Origin of the sequence: Cytobacillus mangrovibacter, from assembly GCF_042865275.1 — a bacterium.
Classification (GTDB): domain Bacteria; phylum Bacillota; class Bacilli; order Bacillales; family Cytobacillaceae; genus Cytobacillus; species Cytobacillus mangrovibacter.
Genome location: NZ_JBIACJ010000011.1, coordinates 70,851 through 97,146 on the forward strand (window position 1 = coordinate 70,851; position 26,296 = coordinate 97,146).

General features: G+C 38.8%; 27 protein-coding genes. 22 read left to right on the forward strand and 5 right to left on the reverse strand.

Annotated elements, in window-relative coordinates:
- Positions 1-70: 70 nt before the first annotated feature.
- Positions 71-388 carry a rhodanese-like domain-containing protein gene (locus ACFYKT_RS17980; protein WP_389222392.1) on the forward strand — a complete coding sequence of 106 codons (318 nt, stop codon included), beginning with the start codon at positions 71-73 and terminating at the stop codon, positions 386-388.
- Positions 389-437: 49 nt separating this feature from the next.
- Here ACFYKT_RS17980 and ACFYKT_RS17985 read toward each other — a convergent pair whose 3' ends face one another.
- Positions 438-1,334 carry a selenium metabolism-associated LysR family transcriptional regulator gene (locus tag ACFYKT_RS17985; RefSeq protein ID WP_389222394.1) on the reverse strand — a complete coding sequence of 299 codons (897 nt, stop codon included), beginning with the start codon at positions 1,332-1,334 and terminating at the stop codon, positions 438-440.
- Positions 1,335-1,538: 204 nt separating this feature from the next.
- On the opposite strand from ACFYKT_RS17985, the gene ACFYKT_RS17990 reads away from it, so the two are divergent.
- Positions 1,539-1,721: a sporulation protein Cse60 gene (locus tag ACFYKT_RS17990; protein WP_389222396.1), complete on the forward strand. Its 183-nt coding sequence runs from the start codon at positions 1,539-1,541 to the stop codon at positions 1,719-1,721.
- A gap of 388 nt (positions 1,722-2,109) precedes the next feature.
- Here ACFYKT_RS17990 and ACFYKT_RS17995 read toward each other — a convergent pair whose 3' ends face one another.
- Positions 2,110-3,381, reverse strand: coding sequence for a BaiN/RdsA family NAD(P)/FAD-dependent oxidoreductase (locus ACFYKT_RS17995; protein WP_389222439.1), 1,272 nt, complete (start codon positions 3,379-3,381; stop codon positions 2,110-2,112).
- Between the two features lie 502 nt (positions 3,382-3,883).
- On the opposite strand from ACFYKT_RS17995, the gene ACFYKT_RS18000 reads away from it, so the two are divergent.
- The 6 genes from ACFYKT_RS18000 to ACFYKT_RS18025 all read left to right on the forward strand — a co-directional run bounded on the left by ACFYKT_RS18000 (position 3,884) and on the right by ACFYKT_RS18025 (position 9,120).
- Positions 3,884-4,147 carry a sulfurtransferase TusA family protein gene (locus tag ACFYKT_RS18000; RefSeq protein WP_389222398.1) on the forward strand — a complete coding sequence of 88 codons (264 nt, stop codon included), beginning with the start codon at positions 3,884-3,886 and terminating at the stop codon, positions 4,145-4,147.
- A gap of 27 nt (positions 4,148-4,174) precedes the next feature.
- Positions 4,175-4,537 carry a DsrE family protein gene (locus ACFYKT_RS18005; RefSeq protein WP_389222400.1) on the forward strand — a complete coding sequence of 121 codons (363 nt, stop codon included), beginning with the start codon at positions 4,175-4,177 and terminating at the stop codon, positions 4,535-4,537.
- Between the two features lie 17 nt (positions 4,538-4,554).
- Positions 4,555-5,268, forward strand: coding sequence for a sulfurtransferase TusA family protein (locus ACFYKT_RS18010; RefSeq protein ID WP_389222402.1), 714 nt, complete (start codon positions 4,555-4,557; stop codon positions 5,266-5,268).
- 11 nt (positions 5,269-5,279) lie between these two features.
- A complete protein-coding gene (locus ACFYKT_RS18015; RefSeq protein ID WP_389222403.1) occupies positions 5,280-6,455 on the forward strand; it encodes a vitamin-B12 independent methionine synthase in 1,176 nt (391 codons plus the stop codon).
- Between the two features lie 305 nt (positions 6,456-6,760).
- Positions 6,761-8,374 (forward strand): putative polysaccharide biosynthesis protein, encoded by a 1,614-nt coding sequence (locus tag ACFYKT_RS18020; RefSeq protein WP_389222404.1) that lies wholly within the window; start codon positions 6,761-6,763, stop codon positions 8,372-8,374.
- A gap of 26 nt (positions 8,375-8,400) precedes the next feature.
- Positions 8,401-9,120 (forward strand): pseudouridine synthase, encoded by a 720-nt coding sequence (locus ACFYKT_RS18025; protein ID WP_389222405.1) that lies wholly within the window; start codon positions 8,401-8,403, stop codon positions 9,118-9,120.
- Between the two features lie 113 nt (positions 9,121-9,233).
- Here ACFYKT_RS18025 and ACFYKT_RS18030 read toward each other — a convergent pair whose 3' ends face one another.
- On the reverse strand, positions 9,234-9,455 hold the full coding sequence (locus ACFYKT_RS18030) for a DeoR family transcriptional regulator (protein ID WP_053477612.1): 222 nt from the start codon (positions 9,453-9,455) through the stop codon (positions 9,234-9,236).
- Positions 9,456-9,938: 483 nt separating this feature from the next.
- Between ACFYKT_RS18030 and ACFYKT_RS18035 the strand changes: the two genes are divergently transcribed.
- The 9 genes from ACFYKT_RS18035 to ACFYKT_RS18075 all read left to right on the forward strand — a co-directional run bounded on the left by ACFYKT_RS18035 (position 9,939) and on the right by ACFYKT_RS18075 (position 20,563).
- Positions 9,939-10,652, forward strand: a complete 714-nt coding sequence (locus tag ACFYKT_RS18035; RefSeq protein WP_389222408.1) for an ABC transporter ATP-binding protein — start codon at positions 9,939-9,941, stop codon at positions 10,650-10,652.
- Positions 10,645-11,835: an ABC transporter permease gene (locus tag ACFYKT_RS18040; RefSeq protein ID WP_389222410.1), complete on the forward strand. Its 1,191-nt coding sequence runs from the start codon at positions 10,645-10,647 to the stop codon at positions 11,833-11,835. The genes ACFYKT_RS18035 and ACFYKT_RS18040 overlap by 8 nt, the downstream gene beginning before the upstream one ends.
- A gap of 101 nt (positions 11,836-11,936) precedes the next feature.
- A complete protein-coding gene (gene pepV / locus ACFYKT_RS18045) occupies positions 11,937-13,355 on the forward strand; it encodes a dipeptidase PepV (protein ID WP_389222412.1) in 1,419 nt (472 codons plus the stop codon).
- 301 nt (positions 13,356-13,656) lie between these two features.
- The gene (dat, locus tag ACFYKT_RS18050; RefSeq protein WP_389222414.1) at positions 13,657-14,514 is read left to right on the forward strand and encodes a D-amino-acid transaminase; all 858 of its coding nucleotides are present in this window, start codon (positions 13,657-13,659) and stop codon (positions 14,512-14,514) included.
- Positions 14,515-14,758: 244 nt separating this feature from the next.
- Complete coding sequence (thpR, locus tag ACFYKT_RS18055; protein WP_389222416.1) at positions 14,759-15,340, forward strand: RNA 2',3'-cyclic phosphodiesterase; 582 nt, start codon at positions 14,759-14,761, stop codon at positions 15,338-15,340.
- A 26-nt stretch (positions 15,341-15,366) separates the two neighbouring features.
- The gene (locus ACFYKT_RS18060; RefSeq protein WP_389222418.1) at positions 15,367-16,356 is read left to right on the forward strand and encodes a nuclease-related domain-containing protein; all 990 of its coding nucleotides are present in this window, start codon (positions 15,367-15,369) and stop codon (positions 16,354-16,356) included.
- A gap of 35 nt (positions 16,357-16,391) precedes the next feature.
- Complete coding sequence (locus ACFYKT_RS18065) at positions 16,392-17,336, forward strand: diacylglycerol/lipid kinase family protein (RefSeq protein ID WP_389222420.1); 945 nt, start codon at positions 16,392-16,394, stop codon at positions 17,334-17,336.
- A gap of 33 nt (positions 17,337-17,369) precedes the next feature.
- A complete protein-coding gene (gene pulA / locus ACFYKT_RS18070) occupies positions 17,370-19,523 on the forward strand; it encodes a type I pullulanase (RefSeq protein ID WP_389222422.1) in 2,154 nt (717 codons plus the stop codon).
- 257 nt (positions 19,524-19,780) lie between these two features.
- Positions 19,781-20,563, forward strand: coding sequence for a phosphotransferase (locus tag ACFYKT_RS18075; RefSeq protein WP_389222424.1), 783 nt, complete (start codon positions 19,781-19,783; stop codon positions 20,561-20,563).
- On the opposite strand, the gene ACFYKT_RS18080 is transcribed toward ACFYKT_RS18075, so the two are convergent.
- Positions 20,551-20,829, reverse strand: coding sequence for a YtzH-like family protein (locus tag ACFYKT_RS18080; RefSeq protein WP_389222426.1), 279 nt, complete (start codon positions 20,827-20,829; stop codon positions 20,551-20,553). The two genes, ACFYKT_RS18075 and ACFYKT_RS18080, sit on opposite strands and share 13 nt — an antisense overlap.
- Before the next feature lie 156 nt (positions 20,830-20,985).
- On the opposite strand from ACFYKT_RS18080, the gene trmB reads away from it, so the two are divergent.
- Positions 20,986-21,624: a tRNA (guanosine(46)-N7)-methyltransferase TrmB gene (gene trmB / locus ACFYKT_RS18085; RefSeq protein WP_389222428.1), complete on the forward strand. Its 639-nt coding sequence runs from the start codon at positions 20,986-20,988 to the stop codon at positions 21,622-21,624.
- Between the two features lie 128 nt (positions 21,625-21,752).
- Positions 21,753-22,592: a YtnP family quorum-quenching lactonase gene (locus ACFYKT_RS18090; protein WP_389222430.1), complete on the forward strand. Its 840-nt coding sequence runs from the start codon at positions 21,753-21,755 to the stop codon at positions 22,590-22,592.
- A 353-nt stretch (positions 22,593-22,945) separates the two neighbouring features.
- Here ACFYKT_RS18090 and ACFYKT_RS18095 read toward each other — a convergent pair whose 3' ends face one another.
- Positions 22,946-23,257, reverse strand: a complete 312-nt coding sequence (locus ACFYKT_RS18095) for a PepSY domain-containing protein (RefSeq protein ID WP_389222432.1) — start codon at positions 23,255-23,257, stop codon at positions 22,946-22,948.
- Positions 23,258-23,396: 139 nt separating this feature from the next.
- Between ACFYKT_RS18095 and ACFYKT_RS18100 the strand changes: the two genes are divergently transcribed.
- The 3 genes from ACFYKT_RS18100 to ACFYKT_RS18110 all read left to right on the forward strand — a co-directional run bounded on the left by ACFYKT_RS18100 (position 23,397) and on the right by ACFYKT_RS18110 (position 26,012).
- Complete coding sequence (locus tag ACFYKT_RS18100) at positions 23,397-24,470, forward strand: M42 family metallopeptidase (RefSeq protein WP_389222434.1); 1,074 nt, start codon at positions 23,397-23,399, stop codon at positions 24,468-24,470.
- A gap of 121 nt (positions 24,471-24,591) precedes the next feature.
- The gene (locus ACFYKT_RS18105) at positions 24,592-25,110 is read left to right on the forward strand and encodes a DUF84 family protein (RefSeq protein ID WP_389222435.1); all 519 of its coding nucleotides are present in this window, start codon (positions 24,592-24,594) and stop codon (positions 25,108-25,110) included.
- A gap of 395 nt (positions 25,111-25,505) precedes the next feature.
- Entirely contained in the window at positions 25,506-26,012 is a 507-nt protein-coding gene (locus tag ACFYKT_RS18110; protein WP_389222437.1) for a hypothetical protein, read from the forward strand.
- The last annotated feature ends 284 nt before the right edge of the window (positions 26,013-26,296 follow it).

Sequence of the window (26,296 nt, forward strand, 5' to 3'; positions counted from 1 at the left end):
CTCCGATTGTGTTTTCGGAGGATGTTTTTTACAATAGGGAATGTAAATAATTAATGAAGGGAATTTATTGATGGATTCAATTGAAATTATTACAACAGATGAATTAGAGGAAAAAATAGCCGCAGGTGAAAAGCTAGAACTTGTTGATGTGAGAGAAGATGAGGAAATCGTACATGGGATGATTCCTGGTGCCAAACATATACGCATGATGACCATTCCAGAAAAACTGGATTACTTTGACAAAGAAAAGGAATACATTTTTATTTGCCGTTCCGGTGGACGCAGCCAGAATGTCTGTCATTATATGCAGGATCAAGGATACAAGGTTAGAAATATGATTGGCGGCATGCTGAATTGGTCTGGAGAAACGGTAAAACCTGAAAAGTAAGTTTGATAAAGAACAGGCAGCTAGGTATAAAGCTGTCTGTTCTTTTTACTTAATAAGTATCTTTTTCTAATTTTTTTACATTCTCAATAAATAGCTTTGCAGCTAATGATAATGTTTTGTTTTTATGATAAACAAGATAAAAGAACCTTTCATCATAAAAATCCTCTATTTCGTATAGATGAATTAAATTAGCAGCTGCAAATTCTTGAGCAGCTATTTCTGAAATTATAGAGATTCCTATATTTTGTTTTACAAATTGGATTAAGCTATTGCCAGAATCCGTATAAACGACTGTATGTAAATGTTCCTTTGAAATCTTTTTCTTCTCTAAAAACTTATTTACTAGTGAGCGTGTACCAGAATCAGAGCTTCTCATAATCAACGGATATTTAATGATTTCTTCTAAACAAACAGGTCCTTTAAATTCCAGTTCATTAGAAGTAATTAATACTAATTTTTCTTTTTTTAGTGGAAGGTAGCAGAGCTTCTCATTTTCATATTTTTCTCCTAGAATTCCAATATCAACAGATCGATTGAGAACATGTTCTACACCTTTTTTTGATGAGGATTCTGAGATATGGAAAGAAATATTCGGATGAACATGATTGAAATTTTTTATTATATTCGGAATGATAAACGAGCCAGGAACAGAGCTTGTAGCGATTTTTACCATTCCTCGAAAGTCCATCATCTCACTTTTTATGTCGAGCAGGGCTTCATCTTTTAAAAGTAAAATCTTCTGTGCCCATTGATACAATCTTTCTCCATGCGGTGTTAGAAGCGTATCCCTTCCTTCGCGGTCAAAAAGCTTGAGGTTTAAACTTTTCTCTAATGATTTAATATGTGAACTAACAGTTGATTGGCTTAAAAAAATATCATCAGCTGCTTTTGAAAAGTTCTTATGTTCAACGACCTTTGTAAAAACAAATAGTTGGTGCAAGTCCATTCTCAGCCCTCCAGTCTTATAGGAAATATCGATTAATTACTATATATGATATCGATTAATTGCATTTATATAAGGATATCATTCTTTAATAATGATAAGGGAGTAGAGTTTTGTCCAAAATGAGAAGCCTGCAGAATCTTAAAGGGTTGAATATTAACTATTCTGTCAATAATGGAGCTAAAACACTGAAAGGGTGAGGGGTCTTTGATTAAGGTCAAATTATTTGATCAAGAGCATGAGAAAGATCTCGAGTTGGAAATGAATCGGTTTTTAGAAAAACTTGAAGAAAAGAAGCTGCTCGATATTAAATACAATGTAGCAGCTGTTCAAGAGGATGAAGATGAGCAAATTTACTGCTTTTCAGCAATGATTATTTATCGAGCATGAATAGGTTGCGGTCACTTTGTGTGATCGATTATTTTTTTTGCTGCTTCCTAAAATGGGTATTTTAACAAAAAGGGGTTTCGTAAAAGGTAAGCGCGCCTAAAAAGATTTACGTCCCCGAATATGGTAATTAATGCAAAAAGCGGTCACGTAAAAAGAGTTACGTCCCCTAATATGGTAATTAATGCAAAAAGCGGTCACGTAAAAAGAGTTACGTCCCCGAATATGGTAATTAATGCAAAAGGAGGTCACGTAAAAAGAGTTACGTCCCCGAATATGGAAATTAATACAAAAGGCGGTCACGTAAAAAGATTTACGCACCTGAATATGGTAATTATTGCAAAAAGAGGTCACATAAAATTTTATGTGACCGCAAAATACATATCTATGATTATTTTTCGCTCCGTTCTGTGACTGCTGCATTTATTCCTGCAAGTCTTCCTGTAACTAGTGCAGAGGTAATATTGTATCCGCCTGTGTAGCCGTGAATATCTAGGATTTCCCCACAGAAAAATAATCTGTCCATTAATTTAGAAGCCATTGTTTGCGGCTCAATCTCTTTAACAGAGACTCCCCCGCCTGTAACAAATGCTTTATCTAATGACAGTGTTCCATTTACTTGGAATTGAAACTTCTTACAGCTAGTCACAAAACTTCGAAGCTTTTCATTTGAAATGGTTGCTCCCTGAGTGGAAGGATCGATTTCACTTTGTTCGAGCAGAAATAATAAGTATCTTTCAGGTAAAAAACCTTTTAACAGGTTTTTGATACTTTTCTTCGGATCGTCCTTAATAAGTTTAAATATTTCTTGGAACAACGGTTCTTCCTTTTGGTCAGGGATGGCATCAAGACTCATTGTTACTTCACGTAAGTCCCACTTCTTCATTGCCTTAACTACAAATTGGCTGCATCGTAAAACGGCTGGACCGCTGACACCAAAGTGGGTGAAAATCATGTCCATCCGATGTGTAATCAAAGGCTTTCCTTTTGGATTTAATACACTAAGAGCAACATTTCTCAAAGATAATCCTTGCAAGGTTTTTTCTTTAATAAATGGTTCTGCAGATGTAACTGGAACCTCAGTAGGAAAAAGATCGGTTATTGTATGTCCTCCCTTTTTCGCCCATGCATACCCATCTCCAGTAGAGCCAGTATGTGGCACAGACTTTCCTCCGACAGCAATGACAATAGAATTCGACTCGTACACTTGTCCATTCTTCAGTTCTACGGAATGGACTTTTCCGTTCTTATAATGAACATCGCTAATCGGGCTGTTCGTTCTAATATCTACTCTTAATTCTTTTAATCTTAAAAGCAAGGCATCAACAACAGACTGTGCCTTATCTGTAACAGGAAACATTCTCCCATGGTCTTCTTCCTTAAGTTGAATGCCAAGCTTTTCAAAAAATTTGATAATATCCTCATTGCTGAAAAGAGAAAAGGCACTGTACAAGAAGCGGCCATTTCCTGGGATATGCTTAATAATTTCATCAACAGGCAGCCGGTTCGTGACATTGCATCTTCCCCCGCCTGAAATAGCAAGCTTTCTTCCGAGCTTGTCTCCTTTATCAATGAGCAGAACCTTTGCTTTCTTCTCTGCTGCCCCAATGGCCGCCATCAAACCTGATGGCCCGCCACCAATTACTATTACATCATACTTCAATTTCGTCACCAACTTATCTCATCCTTTATATACTTAACAATTATAAACGATTCGCGATGAAACACATAATTTACCCTTTTTTGAGTTTTAATGTTACTAAATTAGATGAATATATTGTGAGTGGAAATCGCAGACAAATATGTCTAGTTGATTGTAGCGGAAGGCGCGAGACTCCTGCGGGACGTGTGGGACAGCTGAGACCCCGCAGGAGCGTAAGCGACGAGGAGGCTCAGCGCCCACCCCGCGGAAAGCGAGCGACCTGGAGCGAAAATCAACTTCTACGAATTCGTGTAAAAAGCAACAATGTTTGCGAAAACAGCTTTCGAATAGATATAGAAGCAGTATTCGAAAAGACGATGCATCTTCATCGATACTATAGATAGATTGAATTTATTTTGTAAACCGAATTCATTATAATTGGGAGGAAAGCGCTTTAATTTATTTGAATATTCAAGTCTATTTTTCTCTTTTTACCATCAGCAATATAAAAAGGTGGTGTCAAATGGAAAATCATATGTCAGTGGATGTCACTTATGATGCTGGCCCAACTGGGTGTGGGGAGCTAATAATGAATCTCTTTCTAACGATGAAAAAAATGGAAGAGGGGGAAATCATTCAAGTAATCTCGTATGACCCGGGTGCACGAGAAGATTTGCCTGCATGGTGCCGAATGCAGCATCACACACTGTTAAACCGCCTCGATGACAGGAATCTCAGCCATTATTTCATCAAAAAGGGAAATAGCTTAGACCAATTATCTATTTAAGTAAACTAAACTTTGGGAGGAATTATGATGTCAGGAAAATTCGCAGTGAGTATTACAAGTGCTAAAAATGATACAGATAAAGCAACGGTTGGGTTTGTAGTTGCCAATGCTGCTGTTGCATCAGGTCAGGAAACAGTTGTCTTTTTAAATGTGGAAGGTGCGTCTCTAGCAGAAAAAGGATATGCAGAAGATATTCACGAAGAAGGCTTCGCACCATTAAAGCAATTAATGGATCAATTTGTTGAAGCGGGTGGCATCATTTGGGTATGCAGTCCTTGTTACAAAAAGAGAGGGCTATCAGAAGATAATTTAATTGAAGGTGCAACAATTGTTGGCGGAGCTAGACTGGTAGAGTTTTTAACACAAGGTGCAGCTTCAATTACATATTAATTTAGGGGGCAGCATTCATGTTAAATCCTCATGCCGTTTGTGATGGTGGAGATCTCGATTGCGGATCAGGTTTGTTATTGATAATTAATAAAAGTATGAAGCCGCTTGATCCCGGACAAGTTTTGGAAATTAGAAGCAGAGAAAGAACGGTGGCTGATGATTTACCAGCATGGTGCCGAATGGTCAAGCATGAATTTATCGGATCAGAGCCAGGGGAGAATACGGTTAGGTATTTTGTGCGAAAAGGTCAAAGCAAATCGGCATTAGAGAGTGATCTTACGGCTGCAAAAGGGTACAAATGGAATGTTCGGGTGCAAGGGGAGAAGGATTTAAAGGCGAAAGTGTTTGCAAGAAACCATCATTTCTACTCCGGACAGCCTGCAGATTTTAGTGCTCGTGTGGATGCGCCAAGTGCAATCGATTATTTCATTGCTTCTCTTGCTTCCTGTTTAACCGTTGGATTCAAAGCGCATGCTTCAAGAAGGAATGTTGTTGTTGACCAAATCGAGCTTTCGCTTAAAGGTTCCATCGAAAATATTTTATCCCATATGGAGATAGAAGAAACGGGAAGTCCAAGTATACAGCAGATTTCAGGTACATGCTATGTATCGTCCGCAGCGGATGAAGATTTGTTGAAGGAGATTTGGCAAATTACTTTAAATAAGTCACCTATCTATCAAACTTTGAAAAAAGCAGTTGAAATCAAACTGACATTTTCAATTGTCTATTAGGAGGAAATACGATGGAATCAACACTCTTTCCTACCTCTGTCATCGGCAGCTGGCCTAGATCGGTTGAGGTGCAGAAGGCGATGCGAGAAAAAAGAGCAGGCAGAATGACAGATGAGGCATTTCAAACAGTTGCGGATCAAGCGGCTATTGAATGCCTTCGTCTACAAGAAGCAGCTGGCGTAGATATTGTGTCTGATGGAGAGCAAAGAAGAGATAATTATATTTCATTTGTTGCTGAGCATTTGCATAATGTGAAAATGCTAACGGTCTCTGAATTACTAGAATACATTGATGATAAAGCAAGTTTTGAAGAAATCCTTGGAACACTTGATGTTCCTGCCTTTTCCCTATCAAATCCTGCAGCAGCAGGGAAAATTAGCCGCAAAAAACCGCTCGCATTAAATGACTTTCGATTTCTAAAGAAGCACACAGATAGAAAAATAAAAGTAACACTTCCAGGACCCTATTTATTAACAAGATCCATGTGGGTTGAAGGGCTATCGGAAGAAGCTTATCCAACGAAGGAAGACTTAGCAATCGATATTGTAGGAGTTTTACGAGAAGAATTGGAAGATTTGATTGCTGAAGGCGTCGATTTTGTCCAATTTGATGAACCTGTGCTGACTGAGCTTGTATTCACACAAAAGAATGCCAATCGAACATTTATGTGTGGAGCCTTAACTGCAAAAGCAGATGCTGAGGTAGAAATTGAATTCGCACTTGGGTTAATGAATCAAGTGATAGAAGGGATGCGGGGAAGAGGAACAAAATTAGGTGTCCATATTTGCCGCGGAAATTGGAGCAGAGAAGATGACATTCTTCTAAGAGGTCCCTATTTCCCGCTTATCCCTTATTTATCAAGGGTAGATATTGATCAGCTCGTTCTTGAGTATGCGACGCCAAGAGCAGGGGAAATCGAGGCGATAAAGGAGTTCACTCATGCTGAAATTGGATTTGGCGTTGTGAACCCTCGAACAGAAGAGATTGAAACTGCAGAAGAAATTGTGGAGAAGGTCAATCATTTATTAAAGCTCATCCCAGCTAATCAGATTTATTTAAATCCAGATTGCGGGTTCGGCACATTTGCCCAAAGACCGATGAATAGTGAAGAGATTGCTAGTCAAAAGCTCAAGGTAATGAGTAAAGCCGCCAATTTATTAAGAGAGCAAATCAAACAGCAAGTATAAGGAAATACTGTATAAGAGTACTGAAGAAAGCCGGTTATATCACTGGCTTTTTTTCGTGTTTATGAGTATTTCTGCCTACAAAGCGATTTTTACTAGCTCTAAGTAGAAATCCTTTAAGAAGAAGAGTAGAATACAAATAGTGTGCAAAAAAAATTTGTGATTGTTATTTACATAATTAAATTTTCCTATAGAATTATCTTTTGCTACGATAACTTAATGGTGGAACTTATACAGATAAAGTCTTCTTAAATAAGAAGACTTTATCTGGCAAAGTTCAGCGCTTTTTTGAAGGGGAATGGGGTTCTATGTCATCAAAGCTTTTAAGAGGTACTTTTATAATGACCCTAGCGACGATTATTTCAAAAGTACTCGGGTTATTTTATGTAATTCCTTTTTATCATATTGTAGGGGAAGAAGGGAATGCGCTTTATTCCTTCGCCTATATTCCTTATACAATCTTCATTAGTTTAGCAACAGCTGGCATACCTGCTGCCGTTTCGAAATTCATTTCGAAATACAATGCATTAGAGGAATATGCCGTTGGAAGGAAGTTATTTAAATCAGGGCTCGTTGTGATGTTGTGTACGGGAACGATCTCTTTTCTATTTCTCTATTTTTTAGCTCCATCGCTGGCTGATTTTATTATTCCTGATACTGTAGATACAAGTGTGAAGGATGTAGCGACTGTTATTAGAGCTGTAAGCTTTGCACTTATCGTTGTTCCATTCATGAGTTTGATTCGGGGCTTCTTTCAAGGGCATCAATCAATGGGTCCTTCTGCCCTATCACAAGTGATTGAACAAATTGTACGGATTGTGTTTGTCCTTGCAGGTGCATTTATAGTCTTATACATCATGAAAGGCAGTCTTGTTCAGGCAGTAAGTGTAGCTACCTTTGCAGCATGTATTGGTGCGATTGGCGGGCTGGCAGCTCTTCTATGGTATTGGTACAAAAGAAAGTCCTATTTGGATGGCCTTTTATTGAATGATAAAGGCACAATGGATATTTCGCTTAAGGATATGTACAAAGAAATTATTGTATATGCCGCACCGTTTATTTTTGTCGGCTTATCTGGTTCGCTTTTCCAATTTATTGATCAATTAACTTTTATCCGGACAATGGCGGATATTGGCTTGGCGGATCAGGCGGTATCATCCTTTGCCGTATTAAACTTCCAGACGCATAAGCTTGTTATTATTCCTGTTTCATTGGCAACGGCTTTCTCTTTAACACTTGTTCCTAGTATTACGAAGGCATTTGTTGAAAATGATCGTACGAGCTTAAATCATCAGTTGAACCAAGCGTTTCAGGTGCTGTTATTTCTAACACTACCGGCAGTTGTCGGTCTTTCTTTATTGGCAGAACCTATCTTTACATTATTTTACGATCACAATGATCTTGGAACAGAAGTGCTTAGAACGTATGCGCCTGTGGCGATTCTCTTTGCTTATTTCTTAGTTACGGCGGCGATTTTACAAGGGATTAATGAGCAGCGTTTCACGGTACTTAGCTTGCTTGTTGGTTTATTACTTAAATTAAGTTTAAATATCCCTCTTATCAAGCTAATGGAAACACAAGGGGCTGTAGTTGCAACGGCTATTGGTTATACAGCTGCTATATTGATTAATCTATTTGTGATAAAAACGTATGCCAAGTATCCATTCCGGCTTGTGCTTAGAAGAGGAATTTTGATTGTTATTTTTACAGCACTGATGTTTGCTGGTGCGGGAACCATGTATAAGGTTCTTACTCTTTTCTTATCACCTTCAGCTAATTTGCAGGCATCTCTCATTGTTATTATTTGTGCAGCGGTTGGAGCGGGGATTTATTTCTATTTAAGCTTTAAAACAAGGCTTGTTTATTTCTTATTTGGACAAAAGGTTGATCGATTATTGAAAAAGGTTAGATTGCGCGGATGATAGGTTCCTATTAAAGAGGTGATGATATGAGAATTGATAAAATGCTTGCTAACTTAGGTTATGGAAGCAGGAAAGATGTGAAGCAGCTTTTGAAGAGTGGGGCTGTAGAAGTCAATGAGCAGAAGGTGAAGGATGCAAGTAAGCACGTCAATCCGGATAAAGATGCTGTGACAATCAATGGAGAAGAAGTGGTGTATAAAGAGTTCATCTATTTATTAATGAACAAGCCACAAGGAGTCATTTCAGCTACTGAGGACTCACAGCATGAAACGGTATTAGATATATTGGAACCGGGGGACTTAGTATTCTCCCCGTTTCCAGTGGGGCGTCTTGATAAAGATACGGAAGGTCTACTGCTCCTAACCAATGACGGTCAGCTTGCCCACCGCCTCTTATCTCCAAAAAAGCACGTGCCAAAAACGTATTTTGCTGTAATAAACAGTGAAGTAACAGAAGAGGACATTGCTGCTTTTAAAAAGGGTGTTATTTTGGACGATGGGTATGAAACAAAGCCTGGAGAATTGAAGATTATTAAATCCGGTCTCACATCAGATATCGAACTCACGATAACTGAAGGAAAATTTCATCAGGTGAAAAGAATGTTTGAGGCAGTTGGGAAACGTGTCATTTACCTGCAAAGGATTTCGATGGGGCCGCTTCAGCTAGATGAAACACTGGAGCTTGGTGAATATAGGGAATTAACAGAGGAAGAATTAGAAAGCTTAATCACATACGAAGTCAAATAAAAATCGCCTAACTTGGCGATTTTTTTTATGCTATATTTTTTCTTTGAAAAGCTAATCTTGGATCCTCACTTCAGACATCAGACCTCATAGGAGATTACTGCACGAAAGGAAACTTATGATGACATCTTTACCTTCTTTTTTGTAGTCGTCCATTTTCCACGACTTGGGCTTTTTACTAAGTCGTTATAAACAAGAACATTTAAATCTCTCTGAATGGTGCGAGGAGTAATACCAAATTCCTCTACAAGCTCTCCCGTTGTTACAGTTCCACGCTTATTAATAAACATGTAGACGGATTTGATACGGTTTAACATCCGGTTAGTCGAAGGTTTCAAAAAACCACTCCCTATCCTTTTTTCAAACCAATGGCAAATTCCTGCAACTGACAGTTCATTGAAGAACCTATGTCCTTCAAGCATATGTAGTTTTCTTTTCCTCAGCCAACTCCTTTGCAAATATCAGATGTTTTTTCAAGAGATGTCAACCTTATCTTCATTGTACTCCTATTTTTTGATAATTTCTACTTTATTAAAGAATTTCCACCATATTCATAAACTTTTCTCCTTTCTGTTATGAACATCTTTGTATATCCTATGGTCTTGCATGCTTGTATTATGTTAGAAAATTCTAAAAGTTACTTCTAGCAAAAGGTATGAAGGACAAAATTGGCCGGTTAACGAAAGAAAAGTCCTTCATCAGGGGCATGAAGGACAAAACGAGTTGGATAATGAAAGAATTGTCCTTCATCAAAAGTTTTGATCAAAAAAGGTAAACCTTTTCCACGCGTCATTCGTACAAGTTAGTAGGAGGCGTAGAGGATGACTTTACTAGATGTAAATATTAAATCAGCAGGCTATGAAAAGGGAAAAGAAATTATTCATAATATTCATTTCAATGTTAAAAAAGGGGAGTTAATTGGATTAATTGGCCCAAATGGTGCGGGGAAAAGCACGACAATTAAAACAATTCTCGGGTTATTGGAAAACAAAGAGGGGACCATTTCTTTCAAAGAGAATGCGAAATATTCTTATGTACCGGAGAGGCCCATTTTTTATGATGAGCTGACATTATGGGAGCATCTTGATTTTATCGCTGCAGTAGAGGCTCTCCAGGAGAAGGAATACAAGGAAAAGGCAAGAGAATTACTTGAGCTATATAAGCTGGAGGAACATGCACATGAATTCCCAGGAAAGTATTCGAAGGGGATGCAGCAAAAAGCAATGCTGATCTTGTCAATGATTACAAATCCAGATGTATATATTATTGATGAGCCTTTTATTGGACTTGACCCAAATGCGATGAAGCTTTTTTTAAGATTAATTGAGACAGAACAACAGCGTGGGGCAGGAATATTGATGTCCACCCATGTATTAGATACGGCGGAAAAGGTATGCGATCGATTTATTATGATACATAATGGACAGCTACAAGCAGCTGGAACACTTGAGGACATTCGTGAACAGTGTAATCTTCCAGATGGATCACTGTATGACTGTTTTCATTTTATAGCAGAGGGCAATCCAGATGAGTAGTTGGCATCTATTTCGTGATCGGTACATTAGAAATCGTAAATATCAGTATGGAGTTATCCGGTCCATTGCCGATTGGACGATTATCATCTATCTTCTTATTCCAGCCGTCATATTCATTATCATGAGTTACCGTTCTTGGTGGATGGAGCTACCAGGCTGGATCGAATCAATTCCATTTATCCTTATATTCATGCTCCTTTATCTTTTGTCTTGGAGTGGAAACATTCGTACATATGTAGAGGAAGCAGACAAAGTGTTTCTCATAAAAAAGCAGCAAAGCTTTTTTGGAATGAAAAAATGGGGTTATGCCATCTCAATGCTAACACAAGCTTTGGGAACTGGAATAACATTCCTTGTCCTGCTGCCGTTCTTAATCAATCATTTCAATCTTAATGGGCAGGAAATTGGCACACTGCCTTTTTACTTTATCGCATTAAAATCGCTTATCATGCTAGTAAAATTTCATTTAAATAAAATAGAAAAAATGTTTAAGAAGATAGTATTTCAATTTCTATTGTTTGCAATCTTAAGCTGCTTGAGCCAGCTGATTTATTTCTTTTGGGCTCGAGGTTCATTGCTTCTAGTTGGTCTATGCGGAATGGCCCTGTTGACAATGTCAATCTATTTCAGCTTAAAGGCAATCCAGAAAATATCTACAATTGATCATGAAATAGATATGGGAAGAGCGGATAAAACAAAGAATATTGAACTTATTTTTATGCTTTCAAATGAAATTGAAAAACCGATTGTTACGAAAAGAACAAAGCCGCTGTTATTCCGTCGTTCAAAACGAATTTTCAAAAAGAGGACACCAGTAAACGGATTTATCGAGTTATTTTTAAAGATTTTGCTAAGAAACCGTTCGTATGTGATGAACTATTTTCAAATTATTTCTGTCGGAACAGTTGCAATTGTACTCATCCCACCTCTCTGGATAAAGAGTATCATATTTATCGGTTTTCTTATCATGATGAATTCGTGGCTTTCACTTATTTGGAATAAGATTGCTTCATCCAATCCGTTAAGTAAGAAATACAGTGAAACAAACTTCTACTTTAAGGCAAGGAAAAGGGCTGTTATGTCCTTATTTATTACAGCGATAATCTTGCTTGGTGTTTTTGTATTTGGCTGGCAAAGTATGCTGTCTCATTTCGGAATGCCATTTGGTTTGTTCAGAGGGTAGGAATCCATTTATTAGTGAAAGATGTATGAAGGTGCATTAGTAAAAACGAATTGATATAATTTGAATTAGAATTAACTATCTTATTCACTGGGGGATTACGAATGAATGTCATTGACTGGCAAAAAGAAGTGGAACAAAGAAAAGATGCACTGATTGAAGACGCAAAGAAGCTGCTGCAAATAAAAAGCGTACTGGATGAAGAAAATGCAACTAAAGATGCTCCACTAGGAGAAGGGGTAAAGGAAGCGCTAGATTTCATGCTTCAGCTTGGTGAGAAGGATGGGTTCACACCTAAGAATGTAGGAAACCTGGCAGGACATCTAGAGTTTGGACAAGGGGAAGAGATTGTTGGGGTTCTTTGCCATGTCGATGTTGTACCAGAAGGTGACGGCTGGTCAAGTGATCCATACGGTGCTGAGATCCGTGATGGGAAAATTTATGCAAGAGGGGCCATTGATGATAAAGGCCCGACGATGGCTGCTTATTATGCCATGAAAATTGTGAAGGAGCTTGGGCTGCCATTAAATAAACGTGTCCGCATGATCATCGGGACGGATGAAGAAAGTGATTGGCGTTGTGTTGATCATTATTTTGAGCACGAAGAAATGCCAGCAATGGGATTTGCACCAGATGCTGATTTCCCGATTATCTATGCAGAAAAAGGGATTGCTGATTTTGACCTTGTCCAAAAAGATAATGGCTCCAAAAAGGATGAAGACGCAAAGGTGAAAGTGCTCTCATTCCAATCTGGCAGAAGATATAATATGGTTCCTGATTTTGCGAAGGCTTCGCTTGAAGTGAATAATGAGCCAACAAATATTGTGCAAGCATATGCTGATTTTCTTAAGGAAAATGAATTAAAGGGAAAGAGTTACTTCGAAAATGGCGAATTAATTCTAGAGGCAGAGGGAATTTCTGCTCATGGAATGGAGCCGAACAACGGGAAAAATGCAGGTTTGTTTATGGCTGCATTTTTGTCTGAATTAAAACTAGATGCAAGGGCAAATGAATATTTTCAGTTTACAACGAATTATTTTTATGAGGAATCTAGAGGGAAGAAGCTAGGAATGGCCTATTCAGATGATATTACTGGCGACCTAACAATTAATGTTGGAAAGCTTTCTTTCTCACAGGAAAAGGGCGGACGACTTGGGTTAAATGTTCGCTACCCTGTTACGAATAAAATGGAAGAGACAAGGGAAAAGCTTGAAAGTTTATTAACAGCAGAGTCCTTTATTATTGAAAACTTCTCTGATTCAAAGCCACACCATGTTGCTGAGGATGATTTCCTTATTCAATCACTTAAAAAGGTGTATGAGGAACAAACTGGTGAAAAAGCAGAACTGCTTTCAATCGGTGGAGGAACCTACGCTCGCTCCTTAAAATCTGGGGTGGCATTCGGTCCACTATTCCCAGGGAGAGAAGACATTGCCCACCAAAAGGATGAGTATATGTATATCGAGGATATGCTAAGAGCGACTGCGATCTACGCACAAGCCATCTATGAACTTGCTAAATAATAAAAGCGGAGGCGGCTTGCCCAGGCCCGACAAGCATAAGACAAGCTGGGATGAAGGTTGTTCTTTAACCTTCAGGCCAGATTGGCTTATGACCTCGAGGGCCTAGCCGCTGGAGCTAGACAAAGAAAAGCGGAAGCGGCTTGCCCAGGCCCGACAAGCATAAGACAAGCTGGGATGAAGGTTGTTCTTTAACCTTCAGGCCAGATTGGCTTATGACCTCGAGGGCCTAGCCGCTGGAGCTAGACAAAGAAAAGCGGAAGCAATTGGTAAGCGATGTATGGACTGGAGGGAGCATGGGGAAATGGATTATGTAATCGTAAATGGGGAATATATCAAACGCTCTGAAGCTAAGGTAGATATTGAGGATCGCGGCTATCAATTTGGAGATGGGGTCTATGAGGTTATTCGCGTTTATAATGGAAAAATGTTTACAGCCTCAGAGCATCTGGAACGCCTAATTGAAAGCGGCAAGAAAATCGGCATGGAAATTCCTTATACTGTCTCAGAGCTGAAGCAGCTGTTAGTGGAGCTGATTACTAAAAATCAACTTGTATTAGGAACTCTTTATATGCAGGTGACACGAGGGACTTCACCAAGAAATCATGCTTTTCCGGCGGCAGATGTGCGTCCGAATCTTGTTGTCTATTCAAAAGAAGTTGGCAGGCCCATAGAAAATATGCAACAGGGAGTAAAAGTCATTCTAAATGAAGATATCCGCTGGCTTCTTTGTGATATTAAAAGTCTGAACCTGCTCGGAAATTTAATGGCAAAGCAGAAGGCGGTGGAGGCCGGATGTTTTGAAGCCATTCAGCACCGGGATGGAATAGTAACAGAAGGAAGTTTGTCTAATATTTCAATCATCAAGGATGGAAAGGTAATCACTCATCCAGCTGATAATCTAATCCTCAATGGGATTACTAGACAGAAAGTATTGGGCATTTGCAGAAATAATGACATTCCTTTTGCCGAAACTACTTTTACTCTTGAGGACTTGAAGAATGCGGATGAGATTTTTCTTTCAGGTACGACAGTCGAAGTAACTCCAATCATTGAAATTGAAGGCAAAAAGGTTGGAGCCGGAACTGTAGGACCGCTCACAAAGAAGTTACAAATTCTTTTTGAAGGAGAAATTGAGAAAGAGTGCGGAAAGATCCGCTGAAATAGTTGTCAAAGCAGCAAGCCAGTAATCATCAATTGATTGGCTTGCTTTTTTGTTATATAGAAAATTATATAATTTGATGTTCTGGAATGGCTATGTTAGTGATGGTTATTGATTAAAAGCCATTGGCGTACGAGCGAATGGGTTTATTCATGCACAGTGATGGGTTCCTAATTAAAGTAGAACCTGTCAACAACTTCTGCTAAAATTAGTGCAAATGCTGGTTCATTAATGGAGGATGGAAATGGAAAGACAAGCTCATTTTTTCTTTGCTATTAGCTTACCAGAGGAAGCAAAGAGAGAGGTAAAGAAAATATGTTCATTCGTACAGCAGGAGTTTCCGTTTCGCCGTTGGGTTCATTACGAGGATTATCATATAACCTTGGCTTTTCTTGGTGCGGCATCAAATGATAAGCTGGAGGAAGCCAAAAGGATTGTAAAAGAACGGTTAAATGGACAAAAGGCCTTTTCCCTTCACATCAATCAACTGGGTGTGTTTGGAAAAGAGGATACACCAAGAATATTCTGGGCGGATACGGCAAAAGAGGAACGGCTTATGATGATTCGTGACATTGTTTTCTCCGCTTGTTTGCAAGCAGGTTTCGAATTAGAAACAAGGCCATTTAAGCCCCATATAACTCTGGCGAGAAACTGGGCTGGAATCAATCTATTCCAGAGTAGCCAATTGAAAAATAATAACCCATTCCAAAACGCTCACCTTTCCTTTCAGGCGAATGAAGTGGTTTTGTATCAAACGCATTTAGATCAAACACCTAAATATGAAAAGGTGGCCAGCTTTCCATTATTAGATGAAAACTTATTTTAGAGAAAATACAAGGCAGGCACAGAGAAATGGGACAGTTAATTAAACTGCAAGACTACGTTTCAAGATACGAACAAAATATTTATTTATATCCTTCCCGCTATGTAAGACTTAAAAAGCAGCATTGGGTAAAGTTGAAAGATGCATGGGAAAGCAATGATGATTCCTTTTTCACGGATCAATCACACCAGGATACGTCTGACTGGCTTGAAGAAGAAAAAAAACCTTTAATGGATAAGCTTAAGGGGTTTTGGAAGTTAGGAAGAAAGGAAGAGGAAGAAGAGGTTCCTTTCCATTCAGAGCTGGATCAAGTAAATGAGGAAGAAAGTCATGAAGAAGGAAGCTTTCAATTCGAAACGTCATTTACTTTTCGTCCCGATACGGAGGAAGAATTGAAACATCATTATCTGGATCAATTATTCCGCTTTCAAATGAAATGGGCAAGCTCCACTTTGACTGAAAAATCATTTGTAGATAAACAATTTTATTATGATGAAAGACTTAAATTTTTCCTCCAACGATTTCCCGACACATTTCTAATCCTTTATTCACCGCTTTTTTTGTTGAAGAAGGCACCTGTTGAAGTGGAAACCATTATTTTAAGTCCAACTGGTGTATGGTGCATTAGTATGCTAGAAGAAGAGGATTCATCCGTTTATATTGGATCAAAAGAGCGTTTCTGGGTGAAACGTGTGAATGGACAAGAAAAGAAAATCTTAAATCCGTTATTGGCACTAAACAGGACAGCGAAGATCGTTCAGCAAATCTTCCGTATGAATGATATTGATTTCCCTATACACAAAGCTGTTTTATGTAGGAACGGATATATTGACCATCCTGCGGCCCCTTTTGATATCCAGCTTATTGAAAAAAGGAACTATGATGAATGGTTTAAGAATATGAGGAATCTTCGTTCCCCGCTTAAGCATGTTCAATTAAAAGGAGCACAAGCATTATTGCAATATTGTCAAACGGTATCAATTAGAAGGCTTGAGTGGGAGCTTCCTGATGAAAATTAGATAGTTAAAGACATAATAAAAGGTTGATTGTTGAGATGGAAAATATTTATTTTATCATTAATCCTCAGGCTAAGAATGGCCATTGCCAAAAGGTTTGGAGAAGGCTAGAGAAGGTACTTGCCGAGCAAAAGATTCCCTATACATTTTTTTTGACAGAATATCGCGGACATGCGACAGAAATCGCGCAATCGATCGCTATGAAAGAAGAAGAAATGGAGAAAGTAATCGTAACGGTTGGTGGTGACGGTACGATGCACGAGGTTGTAAATGGTGCTGCAACATATCCGAATGTGAAGATTGCTTATATTCCTGCTGGATCAGGAAATGACTTTTCCAGAGGATTCGGCATCCCGAAAAATCCCGTATCAGCACTTAATCATCTTTTAAAACAAATAAAAGGGGAAGCAACCCTGATTGATATAGGGAAGATACTAAATCATGATAAGGAAGAGATCTTTTTTGTCAATAATATGGGTGTCGGATTTGATGCGCGAATTGCCAAGGAAGTAAATCAATCAAAAATAAAGGGCTTGTTGAACCGTATAGCACTTGGAAAACTTGTCTACGTATACTTTTTATTAAAAAACCTGTTTACTTATCAACGGTCACTAATTGAAATTATGATAGATGGAAAATCCTATACATTTGATTCTGCATGGTTTGTCACAGTTTCAAATCAGCCTTTTTATGGTGGAGGAATGAAAATTTCTCCAGATGCCTCCCCTTATGATGGACTACTGAATATTACTGTTGTCCATAATATTTCCAGATTAAAGATCTTATTTGTATTTATCACTGTTTTTTGGGGAGGACATGTTTCATTTAAAGGTGTAGAAACGTTTACTGGTAAAGAAATTAAAATTTCTTCTTTCCATCCTTTACATGCCCATGCAGATGGAGAAGAGATTGGAAGTACGCCTGTAACGACGATTACTTGTCGAAGAGTTCTCCCTATTTTTTCTAAAGTAAGTGGGCAGTAACTTAAAATACTAAAAAAAAGGAGGTAGGCTCTAGTGGTTTCCATTCACCGAAAGTTTCAAGCTTATTTAGATGAAATGCAAATCATTACGATCTTACTTCCAACTATTTATTATGAAGGCCATTCTGAGAATTTTTCAATCACAAATAATAGTGAGTGTGATCGTATTCAACTGACAATCCTAAGCAGGACATCTCTTAAAGATAAGGTTAAATATATTTGCCGAACAGATGAAAAGCTTGTGATTGGTGAACAATATTGGATTATTGATGCGCACGGTGGAAAAACAGATTTACAAATTGGAGCAGTGATCCGAACAGAAGCTTTTGATAAGGAATTTTTCTATCATGGTACGTTAGGCTATTCATATGGAGTAGACAAGACTGAGTTTAAGCTATGGGCACCTACGGCAACAGAAGTGAAATTACACTTACTCTCAGAAGGAGCACAGCAGCCTGAAGCCCTGCCAATGGAAAGAAGAGAAAATGGTGTTTGGTATATAGTAGTGAAAGGAAACCTAGAATATTGTCGTTATTCTTTTCTTGTCTGTGTGAATTTAGAATGGAGAGAGGCTGTTGATCCCTATACTGTTTCTGTGAGCCTTAATGGAGAATATGGCATTGTTATTGATCTCGAAAAAACAAAAATTACTAAACCCCTTCTTCCCCTTTTTAAACAATCAACCGATGCAATAATCTACGAAACACATGTAAGAGATTTCACAATTCATCCGAATAGCGGCATTGCAAGAAAAGGGACTTACCTTGGTGCTGCAGAGATAAATACGGAAGGAATGGATGGGGTTTCTACTGGCCTTTCCTATGTAAAAGAGCTAGGTGTTACACATATTGAATTTCTGCCTTTTCATGACTTTGAAGGGGTGGATGAAAGTGCTCCGGAAACAGCATATAATTGGGGTTATAATCCATTGCACTTTAACGCGCCAGATGGAAGCTATTCAACCGATCCAACTGCCCCGTATACAAGGGTTAATGAATTGAAAGCGATGATTCATGCAGCCCATCTGCAAGGCTTACGAGTAATTATGGACGTCGTATACAATCATGTCTATATACGAGAGCACTCTTCATTTGAAAAAATTGTCCCTGGCTACTTTTTTCGCCATGATGAATCAGGTATGCCATCAAATGGAACAGGTGTAGGAAATGATTTTGCCTCAGAACGCTTAATGGGGAGAAAATTCATTATCGACTCTGTGACATATTGGCTGGAGGAATATGAAGTCGATGGCTTTCGCTTTGATTTAATGGGAATTCTTGATATTGATACAATGAATGAAATTAGAAAAAAAATCGATGAAATCGACCCAACTGTCATGATCATTGGTGAAGGGTGGGATTTGAATACACCTATTCCTGCAGAAAAGAAGGCAAATATTCGTAATGAAAAGAGACTCCCTAGGATTGGTCAATTTAATGATTGGTTTAGAGATACGATAAAAGGAAGTACATTTAATTTATATGATAAAGGATATGCGCTTGGCAATGATCGTTACTATGAAGAGGCTAAGCGAGTTCTGGCTGGAAGTATTGGAATAGAACAGAAAGATGGCGGGCTATTCTCTTCACCCGTTCAATCGGTTAATTATGTAGAATCACATGATAATCACACACTCTGGGATAAATTAACTGTCTGTTCCTCATTAGAAACTGAAGAGTTCAAACAAATGCAGCATCGTCTAGCAACTGCGATGGTTTTGCTTGCTCAAGGCATCCCCTTTTTGCATAGTGGGCAGGAGTTCTTCCGAACGAAGCAAGGTATAGGCAATAGCTATCAATCACCGGACGCCATCAATCAGCTTGATTGGGATAGGAAGTCTAGGTATATGGAGAATGTTGAATATATTCGTGGGATGATTGATATACGCAGGTCACATGGGGCGTTTCGTTTTTCTAGTCCGGAGCTTATTCGTAAGCATATGCAATTCCTTTCTGTTGAAAAGCCGATGATTGGTTTTATGCTGAATGAGGTAGGAGAGTATGGGGAATGGCGGAAAATCATTGTTTTTTTTAATCCAACCTTCATACAAAAGTCTGTTGTTCTGCCAGAAGGGGATTGGCATCTCCTTGCAAATGGGCAGTATGTCAACATCACACCTGGAAAAAAACTAGAACAACCGATTGTTACACTATCACCAATAAGCACATATGTGATAATAGGCATGTAAAAAAATAAATAGGCTTGACGATAAAGACATGAAAGAGATAAAATTTAAAAGGATAGCTATTGGGATTTCACACAGTGATAGCTATCTTTATTTTTTGAAAATAGAAAAGTAAACTTTGAATTAGAGAATTGTCCAGCGCAAGCAGCCTACCCCCAACGTACAGGAAGTCTGATGTCTTTCAAGTAATAAGGACGTCGCATTTTGTCGATCAGGGTGAGCAAGGCGCTTGTGCTTTTCTATTAAGCAGGTGAACAATTTTGGAACATATATTAGGTACTGAGTGGGAGATTGTTCCCGCAGGTGGTGCAACAGGTGAAGCCTTTTTTGCTAAGCATAAGGAGCAAGAGCTATTTCTGAAACGAAATACATCTCCATTTCTTGCTGTACTTTCTGCTGAGGGTATTGTCCCTAAGCTTGTTTGGACAAAAAGACTGGAAAATGGTGATGTTGTCACTGCCCAGCAATGGGAAAGTGGCAGAGAGCTCAAACAAGCAGAAATGAATAATGAAAGAGTAGCCAAGCTGCTAAAAAAAATCCATGGCTCCAAGCCACTTCTCAGCATGCTCGAAAGATTGGGGAAGTCCCCGCTGCTCCCAGAAAAAATCCTGCAAATCCTTGAAGAAGAATTGGATGAGGAACTGAAACAAAATGATGTTATTGTTCAATCGATGGAGTTTCTAAGGAAGAATATATTTCTTATTCATTGTGATGAAAAGACGGTTTGCCATTGTGATGTGAATCATAACAACTGGCTGCTTGCAGAGAACAACCAGTTGTATTTAATTGACTGGGATGGAGCGATGATTGCTGATCCGGCAATAGATCTTGGCATGTTATTGTATTGGTATATTCCAAAGAAAGAATGGCATGATTGGGTTCAACGGTACGGCTTGACGCTCACAGATGAATTACTGTTAAGGATGAAATGGTATGTGATTGCCCAAACCATCACCTCCATACAATGGCATAAAATAAAGAGCCGTTATCAAGAGATGGAGAAATGGCTGCAATTTCTTAAAGGACTTGATCATGAAAATTGATTAATATTATTTACCCATTGGGATAGCTCTTGTTGATGTAATTCAATATGGTTATCCAACTGGGTGGAGTTCTTTCCATGCTGACTGTAATCATATATTTCTTCTAGTACGGCTTTTGCATTTTGGTCTAAACTAGGATGGACCATTAAGGATTTTACTAAACGTTCCAGCTGTTCACATTCTGAAACTGACCCACAACAATCTGTTTGATGGTTGCTTAATATATCCTTTAATAAATTTAACTGATCCTGCTGACTGATTGGCATAATAGACACCCTTTCAAAAGTAAAGTCTATATTGGTTAATAAAAGAAAGCGTATGAATAAGGAATTCACCTTAGGTTGTGAGTTCCTTTTTTGATTTATGCATGATACAATTTGCATGATATTATTTGTGAATAGTAACTTTTTAGGAGTGTAGATATGCGACAAAGAAATAAACCATGGGCAAAGGACAAGCTTGCCAGCTATCCTCAATATGTTATTCAAACCCCAGATCAATGGGTAGGAAAATGGCATGAAGTATTTGAGAATAAGCAGCCGCTTCATATAGAAATTGGCACAGGAAAAGGACGTTTTCTTAGCGGGATGGCTAAGGCGAATCCAGATATAAATTATATTGGTATTGAATTACAAGACAGTATCATTGTTACCGCTTTGGATCATATCATTGAGGCTGAATTACCGAATATGAAATTAATGAATGTCAATGCGAATGATCTTCATCTTTTTTTTGAAAAAGGTGAGGTGGATCGGATTTATTTAAATTTCTCAGATCCTTGGCCAAAGACACGTCATGCAAAAAGAAGATTGACGTACAAAACCTTTTTGAAAATATATGAGGATATCCTTGTTGATCAAGGAGAAATTCATTTCAAGACCGATAATCAAGGCTTATTTGAATATTCGCTTACAAGTTTTTCTGAATATGGACTGCTTTTGAAATATGTAAGTCTTGACCTCCATCAAAGTGATTTTGTGGGAAATATTATGACTGAGTACGAGGAGAAATTCGCCAAAAAGGGAAATCGCATCTACCGGTGTGAGGTTCAGTATCAGTAAGGCTTTATGGCCTATAATATACTTTCAACCGTTCATGTTTTAATAATGAACGGTTTTTTTTCGTGATTAATGGCGTAGTTTTACTTTATATTTCAAAATGTTAGAATAATTAAGAAGGAGGGGAAGATATGGAGACATTACAATTAGAAAATATAAAACTTACTTGGCTGCGCGGCGGTGTGAATTTCCTTGATGGTGGGGCGATGTTTGGTGTTGTGCCAAAGCCATTATGGTCAAAGAAATACCCTTGTAATGACAAAAATCAAATTGAACTTCGTACAGATCCAATCTTAATTCAACTAGGAAACCAGAATATTCTTGTTGATACAGGACTTGGCTATGGAAAACTGACTGAAAAGCAGAAGCGGAATTTTGGGGCACTTGAAGAATCACAAGTTGAAGAGGATTTAAAGCTGCTTGGCCTAACCGCTAAAGATATCGATTATATTTTGATGACACATTTGCATTTCGATCATGCTTGCGGCTTAACAAAGCCTCAAAATGATGGCTGGATCTCCGCCTTTCCAAATGCCAAAATCATTGCATCGAAAATCGAATGGGATGAAATGAGAGAACCGAATATTCGCTCAAGAAATACATATTGGAAAGAAAATTGGGAGCCGATTCAGGAGCAGGTTATTGTTTTTGAAGAGGAATGGTCGCTTGGTCCGATAAAAATGGTTCATACAGGCGGACATAGTGATGGACACTCCATTCTATTGATTAAGGATGGGGATGAACTTCTTATTCATATGGCAGATATTATGCCAACACATGCCCATCAAAATGTGCTGTGGGTGCTCGCATATGATGATTATCCGATGAATTCCGTAGCTGCAAAACAAAAATGGATGGAGTACGGACTCCAACATAATGCTTGGTTTACCTTCTATCATGATGCATTTTATCGAGCAGTAAAGTGGGATCAACAAAATCATGTAACAGACAAAATTGAAAGAAAGCGTTAAGATTCTTGCTATTTAGTTTCTTATAACGAAGGTAATAACAATTTGAGAATGTTATATCTCATGTTGTTATTACCTTTTTGATTTTGGCTCTTTTCGCATATATTGTTGTTTTTGTCTTACAATGTAGCCCGTTGATTTCCGCTGCGGGCACTTGCTTTCCGCGGGGAGTGACGTGAGCCTCCTCGGCGCGAGCGCCTGCGGGGTCTCACGCTTCCCTCCATTCCCGCAGGAGTCAAGCGCCCTCCGCTCCAATCAACTCAGAGAATTAGATGAAATTTGTATTAGAAAGCAACAATCTTTACGAAAACAGCCTTGATTATTAACGCTAAATTATAGATATTACGAATATCACTTTATAATTTGTAAGCATCTAGAATTACGCCTGTACCTGCATCGGCAATAAATTCAAATTGCTCTGTGTCTTCATCCACTTTCCTCGAAATACCGCCCCGATAGATTTCATAGGCTAGCTGTCCCTTTTTATAAGGCTCTTTTGTCATTTGAATCCATGAGCCGCTAACGGGTCCATCCTTTTTAAATGCTGCTTTCGCATTGGCCAATGCTCTTTCCGGTGAAACAGTTGCTTTTTGTGCGAGCAATTCTCTTGCTGCGTAACCTCCGGCTATTCCAACGCCGACTCCTAATAAAAATGACTTCCAGTTCATACTGCACCTCCACCTAAATATCATCATCCCTTTTTATCTTACCAAAAATACAATAGGGAAAAAACTGAATTAGTGGCAAGTGCTGAGAAAGTTCTGTAAAATGAAAGAATACATAATCTTTTAAATGAGGAGTAGGACAATGAACGAAAAAACATTACAGCTTTTTAAAACATTGACTGAACTGCCTGGAGCACCGGGAAATGAACATTTAGTTCGTAATTTTATGCGTGAACAGCTTAGCCTTTATACAGATGAAGTAGTTCAGGATAAGCTTGGCGGTATTTTTGGAGTGAAGAAAGGCGATGAAAACGGTCCAACAATTATGGTTGCCGGCCATATGGATGAGGTTGGCTTTATGGTCACATCTATTACAGAAAATGGCATGATTCGTTTTCAAACACTAGGCGGCTGGTGGAGCCAAGTGTTACTAGCGCAAAGAGTGCAAATCATGACAGATAATGGACCGGTAATAGGCGTAATTGGTTCGATTCCGCCACATTTATTAGATGAGGCAAAACGCAGCAAACCGATGGAAATCAGTAATATGCTAATTGATATCGGTGCAGATGACCGGGAGGATGCAAAGAAAATTGGCATCAAGCCTGGACAGCAAATTGTGCCAATCTGTCCGTTTACACCAATGGCGAATGAAAAGAAAATTCTAGCCAAGGCTTGGGATAATCGTTATGGCTGTGGACTAGCAATCGAATTGCTAGAAGAAGTGAAGGATGAAAGACTTCCAAACATTCTCTATTCTGGAGCAACTGTTCAAGAAGAGGTAGGGCTTCGCGGTGCACAAACAGCAGCCAATATGATCAATCCTGATCTTTTCTTCGCATTGGATGCAAGTCCTGCTAATGATATGTCTGGCGACAAGAATGAGTTTGGTCAATTAGGAAAAGGTACACTTCTAAGGATTCTTGATCGTTCGATGGTCACTCATCGCGGAATGAGAGAATTTGTTCTCGATACAGCCGAGACAAATAAGATTCCTTATCAATATTTTGTTTCACAGGGCGGTACAGATGCAGGCCGTGTTCATATTTCTAATGAAGGCGTACCAAGCGCAGTCATCGGTATCTGCTCCCGTTACATTCATACACATGCTTCCATCGTGCATATAGACGACTATGCAGCAGCCAAAGAGTTGATTGTGAAGCTTGTAAAAGCTTGTGACCGTACAACAGTTGAAACAATCCGACAAAACAGCTAAGAAAAAGCTGATGTGATGAGGTTAAAATAAATAGGAAATTGTTGTATCTCGAACCTCTCACCTCTAGAAAGGAGGCAACTTATGTTGCCTCTTTTCAATTTAACAAAAGGGAGCTACTAGCATGAAGATCATTATCGGATCAAAAAACCCAGCAAAAATTAAAGCTGTGCAAGATGTTTTTCAAAATTATCAGGCGGAACTGATGACAATGGATATTCCATCAGGGGTGAAAGATCAACCCTTTACAGATGATGAAACGATTAAAGGTGCAATGAACAGAGCCTATGGGGCATTAGAAGCAGGGGCTGGTGATATTGGTATTGGTCTTGAAGGAGGCGTTCAAGAAACTGAATTCGGCCTATTTCTATGTAATTGGGGTGTACTGGCAGAAGAAGGAGAACCGCCAATCATAGCTGGAGGGGCAAGAATACCTCTGCCAGAAGCTGTTGCGGTCAGATTGTTAGCAGGTGAGGAATTGGGTCCAGTTATGGAGCATTTTACGAAGAAAGACGATATTCGTAAAAAAGAAGGAGCAATCGGCGTCTTTACAAATGGACAAATCAGCAGAGCTGAAATGTTTACACATGTAACAAAGCTTCTATTAGGACAATATGAATACCGTAAATTAAATAGAAAGTAAGTTTAAATAAATCTCCTCTTCTTGTCTCCTTCTAGGAAATTATTACTAGAAACCAATATGTGAGCATATTTTCTAATGGATTGTTGTTTTTGGAATAAATTAAGGGAATGCAAATCATTTACAGAAAAGGTTGGTTGATTGGAGCGGAAGGCGCGAGACTCCTGCGGGAGTAGTGGGACAGCTGAGACCCCACAGGCGCTCCAGCGCCGAGGAGGCTCAGCGCCCACCCCGCGGAAAGCGAACGCCTGGAGCGGAAATCAACCTCCACTCACCTAAGTTAAAATCAACAATGTTTTCGAAAACAGCCTATTTCAAAAATGAACACTTGTCAGACTATTATTAAGAAATGTATGATAGAAAAGGATGATAGATTTCCTAGCAAGGAGGAAAAAAGTATGAGAAATAAGTTAAAGGCTGCCTTGCTCTTATTTATTGCAGTTTTACTACTAAGTGCTTGTTCCACTTCTTTAAAAGAAGAGCAAAATGCTGTGAATGATGCTGTAAATGAAGTATTTAATAGCTCACCAAAAGAGGCAAACAATGAAAATAAAGATATCAAGTATTATTTGCCATTTGGTGTTGAAGTGAAAGAAGAATCTCCTAATAATATCATCTTAAAAAATGGCTCGAAAACATATATTCTTTTCTATAATCAGAATGAAGGGCCAGAAAGCAAAGTCGTATACAAAGCAACACTCAATCAAAAGGAATATGAATTTAATGAGACTTTCACCAAAGACAAACTTTTTGGATTTTTATTAATTGGAAATACAGATGAAAAAGTAAATGAAATGACCATTGGTGTAGGCGGTGTAAAAATCACCTCTCAATCTAAAACAAAGCAATTGCTCTCAGATGCAGCAATCATGAGTGAAATCGTTAACTCGGTTAAGTTGAAATAAAGAAAAGCGGAAGCGCCTTGTTCAGCCCCGACAAGCATAAGGCAGGCCCTGTAAGAAGGAGTACTTTGCCTTCTGAAAGGGAATGACTTATGACCTCGAGGGGCTAGGCGCTGGAGCTAGACAAAGAAAAGCGGAAGGGGATCCCCTTCCGCTTTTCTTTATTGTGCGCCCGGCATGGGTGTAATCTCTAGGGTGAAAGTCCCGAGCCGTGAAGGCAGAAGTAGCGGTTAGCTTAGCGCAAGGGTGTCCGCGGTGACGCGGAATCTGAAGGAAGCGGGCGGCAA

Coding starts and splice junctions, on each gene's coding strand:
- ACFYKT_RS18090 (WP_389222430.1), top strand. CDS start 21,753: ATGGAGACATTACAATTAGAAAATATAAAACTTACTTGGCTGCGCGGC.
- ACFYKT_RS18065 (WP_389222420.1), top strand. CDS start 16,392: ATGGAAAATATTTATTTTATCATTAATCCTCAGGCTAAGAATGGCCAT.
- trmB (WP_389222428.1), top strand. CDS start 20,986: ATGCGACAAAGAAATAAACCATGGGCAAAGGACAAGCTTGCCAGCTAT.
- ACFYKT_RS18110 (WP_389222437.1), top strand. CDS start 25,506: ATGAGAAATAAGTTAAAGGCTGCCTTGCTCTTATTTATTGCAGTTTTA.
- dat (WP_389222414.1), top strand. CDS start 13,657: ATGGATTATGTAATCGTAAATGGGGAATATATCAAACGCTCTGAAGCT.
- ACFYKT_RS17985 (WP_389222394.1), bottom strand. CDS start 1,334: ATGGACTTGCACCAACTATTTGTTTTTACAAAGGTCGTTGAACATAAG.
- ACFYKT_RS18025 (WP_389222405.1), top strand. CDS start 8,401: ATGAGAATTGATAAAATGCTTGCTAACTTAGGTTATGGAAGCAGGAAA.
- ACFYKT_RS18010 (WP_389222402.1), top strand. CDS start 4,555: ATGTTAAATCCTCATGCCGTTTGTGATGGTGGAGATCTCGATTGCGGA.
- ACFYKT_RS18080 (WP_389222426.1), bottom strand. CDS start 20,829: ATGCCAATCAGTCAGCAGGATCAGTTAAATTTATTAAAGGATATATTA.
- ACFYKT_RS18005 (WP_389222400.1), top strand. CDS start 4,175: ATGTCAGGAAAATTCGCAGTGAGTATTACAAGTGCTAAAAATGATACA.
- ACFYKT_RS18095 (WP_389222432.1), bottom strand. CDS start 23,257: ATGAACTGGAAGTCATTTTTATTAGGAGTCGGCGTTGGAATAGCCGGA.
- ACFYKT_RS18060 (WP_389222418.1), top strand. CDS start 15,367: ATGGGACAGTTAATTAAACTGCAAGACTACGTTTCAAGATACGAACAA.
- ACFYKT_RS18020 (WP_389222404.1), top strand. CDS start 6,761: ATGTCATCAAAGCTTTTAAGAGGTACTTTTATAATGACCCTAGCGACG.
- ACFYKT_RS17980 (WP_389222392.1), top strand. CDS start 71: ATGGATTCAATTGAAATTATTACAACAGATGAATTAGAGGAAAAAATA.
- ACFYKT_RS18000 (WP_389222398.1), top strand. CDS start 3,884: ATGGAAAATCATATGTCAGTGGATGTCACTTATGATGCTGGCCCAACT.
- ACFYKT_RS18035 (WP_389222408.1), top strand. CDS start 9,939: ATGACTTTACTAGATGTAAATATTAAATCAGCAGGCTATGAAAAGGGA.
- ACFYKT_RS18100 (WP_389222434.1), top strand. CDS start 23,397: ATGAACGAAAAAACATTACAGCTTTTTAAAACATTGACTGAACTGCCT.
- thpR (WP_389222416.1), top strand. CDS start 14,759: ATGGAAAGACAAGCTCATTTTTTCTTTGCTATTAGCTTACCAGAGGAA.
- ACFYKT_RS18015 (WP_389222403.1), top strand. CDS start 5,280: ATGGAATCAACACTCTTTCCTACCTCTGTCATCGGCAGCTGGCCTAGA.
- ACFYKT_RS18040 (WP_389222410.1), top strand. CDS start 10,645: ATGAGTAGTTGGCATCTATTTCGTGATCGGTACATTAGAAATCGTAAA.
- ACFYKT_RS18105 (WP_389222435.1), top strand. CDS start 24,592: ATGAAGATCATTATCGGATCAAAAAACCCAGCAAAAATTAAAGCTGTG.
- pepV (WP_389222412.1), top strand. CDS start 11,937: ATGAATGTCATTGACTGGCAAAAAGAAGTGGAACAAAGAAAAGATGCA.